This is a genomic window from Synechococcus sp. MIT S9509 (assembly GCF_047303035.1).
GTDB lineage: Bacteria > Cyanobacteriota > Cyanobacteriia > PCC-6307 > Cyanobiaceae > Synechococcus_C.
The window spans coordinates 2,720,844-2,733,208 of the sequence record NZ_CP138940.1; the positions used below are offsets into that span (position 1 = coordinate 2,720,844).

Annotated in this window: 10 protein-coding genes and 1 tRNA gene; 1 reads left to right on the plus strand and 10 read right to left on the minus strand. The window is 60.0% G+C overall.

Going from position 1 to position 12,365, the window contains the following annotated elements; translation table 11 throughout:
• Position 1: 1 nt before the first annotated feature.
• Together speD and recF are read right to left on the minus strand one after the other, a co-directional pair.
• Entirely contained in the window at positions 2–484 is a 483-nt protein-coding gene (speD, locus tag SIB73_RS15110; RefSeq protein ID WP_413403861.1) for an adenosylmethionine decarboxylase, read from the minus strand.
• Positions 485–513: 29 nt separating this feature from the next.
• A complete protein-coding gene (recF, locus tag SIB73_RS15115; protein ID WP_413406097.1) occupies positions 514–1,611 on the minus strand; it encodes a DNA replication/repair protein RecF in 1,098 nt (365 codons plus the stop codon).
• 83 nt (positions 1,612–1,694) lie between these two features.
• Between recF and SIB73_RS15120 the strand changes: the two genes are divergently transcribed.
• Positions 1,695–1,768: transfer RNA gene (locus SIB73_RS15120), tRNA-Arg, on the plus strand.
• A 20-nt stretch (positions 1,769–1,788) separates the two neighbouring features.
• On the opposite strand, the gene SIB73_RS15125 is transcribed toward SIB73_RS15120, so the two are convergent.
• The 8 genes from SIB73_RS15125 to SIB73_RS15160 all read right to left on the minus strand — a co-directional run bounded on the left by SIB73_RS15125 (position 1,789) and on the right by SIB73_RS15160 (position 12,298).
• Positions 1,789–2,250 (minus strand): N-acetyltransferase, encoded by a 462-nt coding sequence (locus tag SIB73_RS15125; RefSeq protein WP_413403860.1) that lies wholly within the window; start codon positions 2,248–2,250, stop codon positions 1,789–1,791.
• On the minus strand, positions 2,251–5,262 hold the full coding sequence (gene ppc / locus SIB73_RS15130; protein ID WP_413403859.1) for a phosphoenolpyruvate carboxylase: 3,012 nt from the start codon (positions 5,260–5,262) through the stop codon (positions 2,251–2,253).
• Positions 5,259–6,407, minus strand: coding sequence for a glutamate--cysteine ligase (gene gshA, locus SIB73_RS15135; RefSeq protein WP_413403858.1), 1,149 nt, complete (start codon positions 6,405–6,407; stop codon positions 5,259–5,261). The genes ppc and gshA overlap by 4 nt, the downstream gene beginning before the upstream one ends.
• Positions 6,404–7,936: an anthranilate synthase component I family protein gene (locus SIB73_RS15140; protein WP_413403857.1), complete on the minus strand. Its 1,533-nt coding sequence runs from the start codon at positions 7,934–7,936 to the stop codon at positions 6,404–6,406. Before SIB73_RS15140 ends, gshA begins: the two co-directional genes overlap by 4 nt.
• Positions 7,937–8,010: 74 nt before the next feature.
• The gene (locus SIB73_RS15145; RefSeq protein ID WP_413403856.1) at positions 8,011–8,442 is read right to left on the minus strand and encodes a photosystem I reaction center subunit II PsaD; all 432 of its coding nucleotides are present in this window, start codon (positions 8,440–8,442) and stop codon (positions 8,011–8,013) included.
• A 93-nt stretch (positions 8,443–8,535) separates the two neighbouring features.
• Positions 8,536–9,906: a sensor histidine kinase gene (locus tag SIB73_RS15150; RefSeq protein WP_413406095.1), complete on the minus strand. Its 1,371-nt coding sequence runs from the start codon at positions 9,904–9,906 to the stop codon at positions 8,536–8,538.
• A 38-nt stretch (positions 9,907–9,944) separates the two neighbouring features.
• The gene (gene rodA / locus SIB73_RS15155) at positions 9,945–11,219 is read right to left on the minus strand and encodes a rod shape-determining protein RodA (protein ID WP_413403855.1); all 1,275 of its coding nucleotides are present in this window, start codon (positions 11,217–11,219) and stop codon (positions 9,945–9,947) included.
• A gap of 2 nt (positions 11,220–11,221) precedes the next feature.
• Positions 11,222–12,298: an Mrp/NBP35 family ATP-binding protein gene (locus tag SIB73_RS15160; protein ID WP_413403854.1), complete on the minus strand. Its 1,077-nt coding sequence runs from the start codon at positions 12,296–12,298 to the stop codon at positions 11,222–11,224.
• Between the last annotated feature and the right edge of the window lie 67 nt (positions 12,299–12,365).

Sequence of the window (12,365 nt, forward strand, 5' to 3'; positions counted from 1 at the left end):
TTCAACCGGCCTGAACGCTGGGTGTTCGTTCCGCTTCAGCCACGGCCGAGGGTGTTTCACGCAGAAAGCTGCGCATGGACTGGCGATCTGCGCCTAGCTCTTGCCTGAGGTGCTCACAGGCTGATTCGGGCATGGTGTGATCGCCGCAGGTGAACACATCCACTGCGGCGTATCCGTTTTCAGGCCAGGTGTGAATGGAGATATGGGACTCGGCCAGCAGAGCTAGTCCAGTAACACCCTGAGGTTCGAATCGGTGTGTGATGAGGTTGAGAAGAGTGGCACCAGCACGTTTCGCTGCCATCGTGATGGTGGTTCTCAGGAAGGCTTCGTCGTTGAGCTTGCGCTGATCGCAGCCGTAGAGCTCAAGGATGCAATGTTTCCCCACCATGTCAGTAGCACTCATCTGACTGGGACTGGGGGCTGTAACAGTCAAAGCGTCGTCCCATCCCGGGTTGGGATGCAGGCAGGACAGGGTCTGCTCCATCAGGGCATCAAGGAAAAGAGCCTCAGACCTTAGCTTTTTCTCATTCCGTTTCTCAAGTGATCGGCGTTGAGAATCTGTGAGCGCTGCCGCCATTGGCCTTCGAAGGCATCCAGGTGCGTTGCGCTCACTAGGCATTGATGGGAATCACCCACAGCTTCCAGAAGGGTGAGCTGGCGGCGTGGATCCAGTTCCGCCAGCACGTCGTCCAGCAGCAGCAAAGGGGGATGACCACAGAGTTCACCGACCAATTCCAGTTCGGCGAGCTTCAGTGCCAGTACAACGGTGCGCTGCTGCCCGGCAGAGCCGAAGCGACGGGCTGCGGTGCCATTGAGCATCAGATTGATTTCGTCGCGATGGGGTCCCACCCTGCAGCTGCCCAGCCTTTCCTCCTCAGGCCGCTGCCGCTGAAGTTGCTCTTCGATGGACAACCTCCAGGCTTCCTCAGCCTCTTCCCCCTCCAGCACGCTCCCAGGTGAATACAGCAGTTCCAGCTGTTCATGGCCCTGGCTGAGACGTTGCTGCCAGGCTGCAGCGAGTGGCTCGAGTCGCGCCAATGCACGGCGTCGGCGTCGGTGAATGCGTGTGCACACCAGTGCCATCTGGGTGTCGAAGCTGTCCAGCAGGACGTTCCGTTCCAGCGATGTGCCGAGGCCACCTCGTCTCCAGAATTGACTGCGTTGCCGCAGCAGACGGTTGTAGCGACCGAGCAGGTCGCCATAGACGGGTTCGAGTTGCAACACGACACGATCGAGCCACTGACGCCTCAGCGCCGGCTCTCCACGCACCAGATGCAGATCCAGTGCACTGAACCCGACACAGCGCAGCGGGCCGATCAGATCCATTTGCCGCGTCAGCAGCTTGCCGTTGCGTCGTGCCTGTCGTCCTCCCCGTCGCCGCAGTTCGAGCTCGACCACATCGTCATCCAGGCAGGTGGCCTTGAGCAGAGCGCGGGAGGCGTCCCAGTGGATCAGATCCATATCCTGGCTGGATCGATGCGACCGCAGACTGCCCAGCAGCTCCACTGATTCGAGCAGGTTGGATTTGCCAACGCCGTTGCTGCCGATCACAAGCAGACGAGGCGCATCGATCTCCAGCTGCAGATTGCAGTGGTTGCGGAACTCCTGCAGTTCGAGCCGGAGAAGCCGAATCGGTTCTGGTGCGGTGTGTGGCTAAGGTAACCGGAGCGTGGTTGTTCTCCCAGCCGCCGCGTGGGCATGTAGCTCAGTTGGATAGAGCATCAGATTCCGGTTCTGAGGGTCGGGGGTTCGAGTCCCTCCATGCTCGTGTACAGAAAGAGTGACCAGCTACCGGAGACGCAGTCCCATTGCTCTGATCCCACCTGGATCAAGAATGAATCCGCGCGATTTGAGTGCATCCAGCGCCTGATCGGGTGCTGCAATTGAAATGCTGCATCCAGGCAGATCTCTGCGCAGGCAGGCAAGGGAACGGTGAACCAGCACCGCCAGCAATCTGGATTGATCAGGTCCTGAAGCGGCAGCGAGGTTCCAGAGATTGGCATTGAGCGCCTGATCGCTGGTGGCTCTCACAAAGCCCACAAGCCGCTGCTCTTCACTGTCAAGGATGCTCAGATGCCAGATGCTGCGTTGCAGTGCAAGTGGCCAACGTTCCACCGGGTGTGGTTGATCGCCGCAGTCCTGAAGCAGGGCATTGATGCTGTGCCCGTCAGGAACGAACTCCATGCTGACGCTGTAGCGCTCCGGGAGCCTTGGAGCGGCGGCCTGTTGACGGAAGGGAAGCAGTGCCACTCAACCGGTGTTGCGCATGCCGGCAGCGATGCCGTTGATGGTCAGCAGAGCTCCACGGAGAAGCTCGCTGCGGCTGTAGGTCCGACCGTCGCCGTCACTCGGAAACTCGCTCATCGGTGGCTGACGGTTCTGATCACGCAGTCGTTTGAGCAAGGCGACCTGTAGGAATCCCAGTGGCACGATGGTGCGGTTGCGCAGGTTCACGGACAGCTGCAGCGCAGGATCTGCATCCAGGAGCCTTTCCTGTCTGGTGATATCCAGCACCAGGCGTCGGGTGAGTGTGTATTCATCCGCGATTGTGTTGTAGATCCGTTCAAATGCGTCGCGATGATCAGCGCTGCCAAGACTGCTGACGTAGTGACGGGCTAGATCAAGATCCACCTTGGAGAGTGTCATCTCCACCTTTGAGATCAGCATCCGGAAGAACGGCCAGCGCTGATGGAGCGTGCGCAGCAAGGTCATTTGCTCTGGATCAGCCTGCAGCTCCTCACTGAGAGCTGTTCCCACACCGAACCAGCTCGGCAACAGGAAACGGCTCTGGGTCCAGCCGAACACCCATGGGATCGCCCGCAGGCTGGACAGGTCCCTGGCACCGGATTTGCGCCGGGCCGGACGACTCGAAATCTGCAGCTTGCTGATTTCCTCAATGGGAGTGACCTGCTCGAAGAAGGCAACAAGATCCGGATTGTCGTGAACCAGGGCTCTGTAGTGACGCCGAGAGCATTTCGCCAGCCTGGCCATCAGGTCGTTCCAGCTCGGTGTGGCATCCAGCTGATTGGTGACCAGGCTGTTCTGCACCACGGCAGTGGTGACCGTTTCGAGGTTGTAGAGGGCCAGCTCGGGCAGGCTGTACTTGGAGGCCAGCACTTCGCCCTGTTCGGTGATCTTGATCCTTCCCTGAAGCGTGCCGCTGGGCTGGGCGAGGATTGCCTGGTAGGCAGGGCCACCGCCTCTGCCAACTGACCCTCCACGGCCGTGGAACAAACGCAGCGCCACGCCATGACGTGCCGCCAGATCCTGAAGGGCAATCTGCGCTTTGTGGATTTCCCAGTTGCTGGACAGAAATCCAGAGTCCTTGTTGCTGTCGGAATATCCAAGCATTAGCTCCTGAAGAGGCAGCCCCTGGCTGCCCACGCGTGGCAACAGGTTTCTGTAGAGCGATGTCTGGAACAGTTCCTCCATCACTTCGGGTGCGCGTTGCAGATCCTCCACCGTTTCGAACAGGGGCACCACGAGCAGATCCGCATGACCGGAGGAGGGGTCCACAAGGCCGGCTTCCTTGGCCAGCAGCAGCACTTCCAGCAGGTCGGAAACGCTGTGACTCATGGAGATCACATAGGTGCGACAGATCCGGCTGCCGAACTCGTCCTGAAGGCGATGGAGCATCCGGAACACATCCACCGTTTCCGCTGTGGTGGCTGACCAATCCACCGCAGGAGGAATCAGGGGGCGACGCGTCTGCAGCTCCTGCAGCAACCAGCTCACGCGCTCCTGCTCATTCAGGTCTCCGTAGGCCTGTTCTGGATTGAGGTATCGGCTGAGTTCATCCAGTGCGTCACTGTGCCGCGTGCTCTCCTGACGGATGTCGAGCCCCGCAAGCGAGAAACCGTAGATGTGAACCTGCGTGAGCAGTGTGTCGAGGGGTTCGCAGGTGAGATCGGTGCTCACCAGGCTGGTTCGAATCAGTTCGAGATCACTGCGGAATTCGGCAACCGAGCCATAGTGCAGAGCTTCGCTTGGTTGGCTCTCTGGAGCGAAGGGTTGCGGACTTTCGGCAGGGGCACGCCAGCCTGCATTAGCAAGTTGATCGTTTCTCAGCTTCGTGAGGCGCAGCCGCTCGAGCATGAAGCTCATCTTCAAGCGGTAGGGCTCGAGGCGATAGCGGGTGGCTCGCTCCTCGTAGACCTCCGGGAAGCGGAACCGATCCATTTCCAGTGATTCCAGCAGAGAAGCACTCACCTGACTCCATTGCATCGAAATGCTGAGCTGGTCGCGCAGGCTTTGGACGGCGCTGATGTATCGGTCCAGCATCAATTCGCGCTGGTAACAGGCTGTGCGCCAGGTGATGTCGGTTGTGACTGAGGGGTTGCCGTCGCGATCGGAGCCGACCCAGGAGCCGAAGGTGCAGAAAGAGGAAGGAGGCAGCTGAACATCTGGGTAGCTGCAGGCGAGAGCGGTTGTGAGCCGTCGCCGCAGCTGCGGCATCGCGTCGAACAGCACCTGCTGGAAATAGTGCAGGGCGTAATCCACCTCATCGAGCACTGATGGCTTGAACTGGTGCAGTTCATCCGTACGCCACCAGAGCCTGATTTCCTCTTCCAATTGAAGACGGATGCCGTCGGCTTCGCGTGGACTGGTCTCGAAGGCAGTCTCCAGCTGTTGCAGGAGGCTGGCAACACGTCGCTGCTTATGCCTCACCGTGTGACGCACGATTTCCGTGGGATGGGCTGTGAAGACCAGTCGGATGTCGAGCTCCTGAAGCAGAGTCTCCAGTTGTGCTGGAGGAACGTTCAGGCGACGAAGGCGTTCAAACAGTTCACTGAACGTGGCTGGTTCTGTCTGGGTTGCCAGAGGTGGAGTGAAGGGATCGACCTGCTCGGCCAGTTCCTGAGAGCGAACAATGCTTTCGAGGTAGCTGTCCTCCTCGATGCGCTGCTCGAGAATATTCACCAGCTGGAAATACAGGGAGAAGGCCCTGGCGGCTGCGATGGCCTCTGAGAGGTCCATATCTCGGATCAGCGACACCACGGAATCCGAACTGACGGCACTGGGCTCGGGAAGGGCGGGATCGCTGAGTTGCTTCATGCGCAGCAGGCGTTCTGCCTGTTCAGCAGGACATTCGCTGCGCAGCACGGTCTGCCAAAGATCCTCCACCAGAGCCAGGCGCTGCTGGAGCAGATGGCCATTGCCGGATGTCTCCTGTACCCCAGCCCTGGGCTGATCGCTCGCAGGAATGATTGCAGGGGAGGAGGACATCGAGAGTGGGTCTGGATCTGAAGTCGTCATGATCATCCCAAAGTGCGCTCGGTGGGCGTGCAAACCCCACGCATTTCCTCCTCCTGCATTGCCGTGATGCTTTCGCGCAGCACCGCTTCGATGCTTTTCCCGGATTGGATTCCCTGCAGCCATCGCATGGCCTGATTCCCTTCTCGTAAGACGGCGGCCAGTGGCTCGAGTTGCTGCTTCAATCCAAGTTCCTGAGCCAGAGGCGTCACGCTGTCGATCAGCTGCTCCAGCCAGTCTCGGCAGGAGCGTTCGCGTCCGTCGCGCCAGTTGTGCAATGTGGCCTCAAGACTGGAACGGGCCGCGGCGCGATCGTTGCTCATGCTGAGCTCCTGCAGTTGTTGCAGATTGAGTGCACTGCTTTGCAGGGGGTCGTGCTGCATGGGCTCTCGCAGCACCTGCTGCACGCGCAGTTCCAGAAGAACAGTCACTGCAATCAGCACCTCGGGGTCAGTGATCAGATCGCAGATGCGCAGCTCGAGACGATTCAGTTGGTGCGGACGGTCAGGTCCGTTGGGTCGCACGGAGGTCCACAGATGACGGACGTTGTGCATTGAACCGTCCTGAATCTGTTGATTGGTCCAGGAGATGAAGTGCTGATGGTCAAGGAAGAGAGGAACGCGGGCCGGGGTGAGCGGGAACTGGAGCCAGCGCTGGGAATGCGCTCCGGTGATGCGGCCGTTGAGAAAGGGTGAACTGGCACTCAGAGAGAGCAACAGAGCCGCTTCGCATCGCACCAGACGCAGCGCAGCGAAGAGTTCGGCTGGATTGTTGATCCCCAGATTGATATGGATGCTTGCTGTCACCACGGCCGTGCCGTAGGTGGATTCAATCAGTGAGTGGTAAGGGTTCTTCGGGTCTGAACGCTCAAAACGTTCGGTGTCGCCGAAGCTGAGGGTGCTGCCTGGCAGCAGGGTGAGATTTTGTTCCATCAGCCAGCGACGCAACTTGCGGCGAGGTGAAAGCAGTGCTTCGGGAATTGCGTCGTAATCCGCCAGCGGATCGGTCACGTATTCGAGATTGCGGTGATCCGGTTCCGTGACGAATCCTGGTAGTTCCTGCTGTGCGCGGGCTGCAATACCGACATTGCGTCCATCGGGCCGCCCTGTGAACAGTTCGACTTCAAAGCCTTTGAGCAACCTGTTCCGGGTCATGCCCCGAAGTCCTCGAGACAGGCGAGCGCTGTGAGCATGCCGCGTGCCTTGTTCAGTGTTTCCTGGAACTCTGCCTCTGGCTGGGAATCGGCCACGATTCCGGCTCCTGCTTGCACCTGCAGGGTCCATCCGCCGCCGGACCTCGGTTTCACAACCATGGTGCGAATGGTGATGGCGGTATTGAGTGCTCCGGCCAGGTCCACCGATCCGTAGACCCCCGAATAGGGACCGCGGGCGTCTGGTTCAAGGTCGTGAATGAGCTGCATCGCCCTGATCTTCGGTGCTCCGCTGACAGTCCCTGCCGGGAAAGAAGCCATCAACAGATCCCAGATGTCCTTGCCAGGGGCAAGACGGCCTTCCACTTCGCTCACGATGTGCATGACATGGGAATACCGCTCGATCACCATCAGTTCGCGCACGGTGACCGAACCGGGCGTACATACCCGGCCGAGATCATTGCGGCCCAGATCAACAAGCATCACATGCTCGGCTCGTTCCTTGGGATCAGCGAGCAGGTCGGCTTCGAAGTTCCGGTCTTCCACAGGGTTACTGCCTCGAGGCCTTGTACCGGCAATCGGTCGCAGCACTGTGCGGATCCCGCCTTGATCCGGTTCCGCTTTCACCATCACCTCGGGACTGGAGCCGATCAGCTGCCAGTCACCGAAGTCGAAAAACGCCATGTACGGGGAGGGATTGATCATCCGCAGGCTGCGATACAGATCCAGCGGTGGATGATTGACATCAGCGCTCAGTCGCTGACTCACCACCAGCTGGAAGGCATCACCCGCAGCAATGTGGTGACGCGCTTGATCCACCGCCTGGTGGAAATCCTCGCGGGTGCGATTGCTTCTGGTCTCCGGGGTCGCGCCTCTGTCTGGTCTCCAGTTGAGAGGCCGCACGGACGGCAGTGGGGCAGCCATGCGTTCGCGCAATGAGTTGATTCGCTCCATCGCCCCTTCCCAGGCCTCCTCAGGAGTTGAGGCTGCATTGCGCTGCCCGCTCAGGTCCCCGTAGGCAACAGCGGTGATCAGGCGTTTCACCTGATCGAAGATCAGGATGCTGTCCATCAGCATCCACAATCCGTCGGGAGGACCATCGGCGATCGCTGGATGGACGGGCACGCTGGGCTCGATCCAGCGGATCAATTCATAGCCCCACATTCCATAGAGCTGGCCCAGTGGAGGAAGTCCAGGAAGGGTTGCCGGTCTGTAGGGCTCAAGACAGCTCCTCAGGCAATCGAATGGGTTGCCGCTGAAGGTTTCGCGGTGATTGTCTCGCCAGGTTCGCTCGAGCCCATCACGCGCTGCTGACAACGTCCAGACAGGGTCACAGGCCACCACGCTCCAGCGCCCGAGAGTTTCTCCGCCTTCAACAGATTCGAGCAAAACTCCCGGTGGTCGCTGGTCACCGACTTTCAACCAGGTGGTCAGTGGTGTCTCCAGATCCGCAGGCCAGCTGCAGGCCACAGGAATCATGGTTGCGCCTGCTTGAGCGGCTTCCAGGAAGGCTTTGCGGTCGGGACTGAGCATGAAAGAGTCGAAACCGACCGCCGACCATCATGACGCTCGACGGAACGACGAGATGGATCCAGGGGAAGAGTGGATCAGGTGTCGAACGTTTCGCGTCCGGTGAATTTGATCTTTGCAGGGTTGGTGTTCTGCCCGATGCGGCGTGGGTTATGACCAACCATCTCCCTGCCCTCGTTGACTTTCTCGGAAAAGACACCGTCCTTGGGATGCAGGAATTCAGTGTCTCCACCGGGGTAGATCCTGTAGATCTTGTAGTCCTCGATGCGTGGCTTGAACTTGGTACGCAACTGGGTGCCCAGTGCCAGGCACTGTTCCTTGCGAGCGAAATACATGATGTTTTCGCCGGTGTTCATCACGGCAGCACCTCCGGTGGGCAGCTCGAAGACCTGATCGGTTTTGCTGCTCCAGGTGATGGCGTATTTCTCTTCTGTTAAAGCGGAATTGAGCAGACCGCCGGTGCTTCCGATGTACTGGGGAAGCTGCCCTGTCAAAGGAGTTGATGTCATGGCTGTCCTGAGGAAATCCGCATGCCGATCTGTTTGGAAAGTAGCAAATGATTCGGCTTTGATTGGCTCATCTGATCCGGACCTTCACACCCGTCAACAATGATCGGCGATTGGAAAGAACACCGTCAGCCCGCGGTCCCGGCGCTGGGTGAGGCGCCCGCCAAGGCGCTCAAGCAGTCGGCGGGTTGCTGTCTGGCTCAGCTGCAGCCCACCAGTGCTGGTGTTCCAGCTGAGCACTGGCCCAAGGCGTTCCTGAGACAGATCGTCAGCGTTGGCCGCTGTGGTTGAGAGCTGATCAGGCGTTCTTGTGAGAATCTGCAGCTTCAGGCGGGCGCCTGCGGGTTGAAGGGTCAATTCAAGGCTGCTTCCTGCCGGGAGGCTGCGGCTGCAGCGGTCAATCAGTCCGCCAAGCATCGGCTCCAGTCGACCTGGATCGCTCAGGACAGGCGGAAGCTCACTGTCCAGACTCAGCTCGAGATGCAATCCACGGCGTTGCAGCTGCTGTTCCCATCCAGGTGCCAGCAGATTCAGCATCGCCCCAAGATCGGTGCGAGCCAGCGCGGATGAACTCTGGGGCTGCCGCTGCAGTTCGGCCGCCTGGAAAATCAGCCCGAACCGATCGATCTGCTCGCTGCATTCCGTGTCGATCTGCTCCAGACGACCAAGTACCTGCTGGGGGAGGTCACGGCGCCGAAGCAGGGAGCGGATCAAGGTGCGGATGGTTGCCAGGGGTGTGCGCACTTCATGCGTGATGGCCTCCAGGAGCGACAGTTCCGCATCCTCATCCCCATGATCATCTGCAGACTGCGGTGGATGTGTCGGGGCATTGGGTCCCTGCGTCGTCTGCAGCATGACCGTGGGCGCCATGTCTGCAAGTCGCTCCGCCAGGCAGGGCCAGAATTGTTTGGCAAGATCGCTGCTGCTCTGCAAAGGACCGAGTTGTCGAACCGCCTGTTGCAGCCCGTCGGCCTGCTCAGGCGCATCCAGGCGCAGACGCTGTTCAACCAGCGTCAGGGCCTGACCAAGGATGTCGGGTTCACTGCGCATCAGCAGCTGCCGCTGCCCCTCTTCGCCGTGGAGGGCCAGTGCCACCTGGAGCCGGCTTGTAATCACGATCAGCAGTGGATCGTGGCTGTCGGACTCTCTCAAGGGGAGGCGCTGGAAGTGCTCGTTCGGCCTGGCCGATGGGGCAGAGCACTGTCTTGCTTTGAGGCGATCCGGAGGGAGAAGGGTTGATCGCTCGGCGGCACTCAGCACATCCAGGACCTCAGGCGCCCAGACCCAGCCCTGAAAACGCTGGAGCAGATCGGGGGCATAGAGGGCCGGCAGTGGTGCCGCCAGCCAGATGCCTGCTGCGGTGTTGTCCTGGATCTCCAGCAGATCCTGAAGCACTTCCAGGCCACCCCACCACAGCCGTCTTGCATTGGTGTCGCTGGCTTGGCCAGGAGGGACGCCTGTCGCCATGCAGGCCTGAATCGACTGCAACAGCGGTGTGGAGTCTTTCAACGGATTAGGGCTCGTCTTGCTCGCCTCGCCACGGACAGGCACAGGCCAAGAGCGATGAAATTCACCACCATGGCGCTGCGTCCGTAGCTCATGAAGGGCAGTGGAATCCCGGTCACCGGTCCAAGTCCGATGGTCATGAAGATATTCACCACAACCTGGAACATCAGCATCGTGGCGACGCCGATCACCACCAACGATTCGAAGTCGGTGCGGGCTTTCCCTGCCACCTGAAGCAAGCGCCCCATCAACAATGCGAAACCGACCACCACCAGGATTGTGCCTACAAATCCCAGCTCCTCACCCAGAGCACTGAAGATGAAATCGGTGTGCTGCTCAGGGATAAAACGCAGTTTGGTGAGTTGTCCCTGCAGCAGGCCAGTTCCGAACAGTCCTCCTGAACCAATTCCAACAGTGCTCTGCAGAAGGTGATAACCACCACCCAAGGGGTCCTTGGTGGGGTCCAAAAACAGCACGAGTCGGTCTCGCTGATAATCCTGCAGACCGTTGGCCCACAGCCAGGGAGTCACCAGTGCAGCTGCGCTCTGCACTGCCAGGACCAAGGCCAGCGCGACTTTTTTCCATGGCAAAGATCGGTAGGCGATGCCCAGGGTGAGTGGGATCCATGCTGCGAGTCCCCATGGGAACAGCCCAGCGAGGAGGGCCGTGATCAGGGGGGAAAGCAGCAGAACCAGCCATTCGAAAGGCATGCCAGACCAGTAGAGCATCGTTAACAGCAGCGCCCCGAACACCAGAGATGTGCCTAAGTCGGGCTGAATGAACACCAGCAGCCAGGGGAGTGAAATCACCCCGAGTGGCCTGAGCAGATCCACGGGGCGTTCAACAGGGTGTCGATCCAACACCGCCGCCAGCAGAAGGATTGCAGCCAGCTTTGCGAATTCGGAGGGTTGCACGTGCACGCCTCCGATGCTGATCCAGCGTTGTGCGCCAAGGGCTGTGGTGCCGATCATTCGGACAGCGACAAGGCTGATCACGGTGAGTCCGTAAATGGGGATCAGCAGAGGGCGGAGTCGCAGCAGCGATAGCCTTGCCAGTAACAGCGCGATTCCCACGCCGACACCTGCAGTGATCCAGTGGTGATACCAGTCGGCGTAATCAGCCTGGCGCTGAGTGCTGGCAATCAGGAGTCCGGCCACGCCCACCATGGCCAGCGGCACTCCCCATAAAATCCAGTCCCGCTCACGTCCTCGACCCCGCCGTTTGCCTGTCCTTCTGAACAGGGATTGTCCGTTGAGGCCGACTCCGGACACCATGATCAGGCTTTGTCGTTCACCATGGGCGAAAGACGATCTGCAAGCACCAGGAATGTCTTGGCGCTCACCGAGTCGGGCTTGGACAAGGTGATCGGTCTGCCCTGATCACCGCCTTCCTGGACAGGCATCTCCATCGGAATCTGGGCGAGCAGGGGGACATCGAAGGCATCAGCCAGGGTTTGGCCACCACCTGTGCCGAAGAGGGCATATCTCCGATCGGGCTGGTCTGGCGGAATGAATGCGCTCATGTTCTCGACCACACCCAGCACCGGGATGTTCATCTGGCGGAACATCGCCAATCCGCGTCGCGCATCCTGGAGAGCCACCTGCTGAGGAGTGGTCACGATCACCACGCCCGCCATGGGAACGGCCTGGGCTAATGACAATTGGGCATCGCCAGTGCCCGGTGGCAGGTCAACGACCAGAACATCGCGCTCTCCCCACTGCACCTGATAAAGAAACTGGCGAATAATGCCGTTGAGCATGGGCCCTCGCCAGATCACGGGCTGGTTCTCCTCAATCAGAAGACCCATCGACACCATCGCGATTCCGCAGCTCTCGATCGGCTGCATGCACTGGTTGTCTCCGCTGCCGCTCACTTCAGGTGTGCGGTCAGCAACGCCCAGCATGGTCGGGGCGTTGGGTCCATAAATATCGGCATCCAGAAGCCCCACCTTCAGACCGCGCACGGCCAGAGAGCAGGCCAGATTCACCGCCACGGTGCTCTTGCCGACGCCACCCTTGCCGCTGCTGACCGCAATCACGTGGCGGACCCCTGGAATCGACTGTCGTTCGGCGACCTGTCCATGGCCTGCCTGGCCGATGCCTCCCTGGGAGGGCGGTTGACCCAGTTCGATCTGGACATCATCGATGCCCTCCAGTTGCAGAAGCCGCTGTCTCGCTCCACTGACGATCTGGTCGCGCTGATTTTGAGCGAATCCCGGCAGGTTCAGCCGGATCACCGCCCGTGGAGGTGCCACCCGCACCTGATCAAGCCAGCCCAGATCCAGCAGGGAACGGTCACTGCCCGCATCGCGGAGGTCGCTGAGCGCTTGAGTGGCCTGTTCCGCAGTGGTCATGCAACCCATTCATTGGCTGGATCCTAGGGGCGCTTTTCCATGACAGTCCTTCACACGCTCTTGTCGG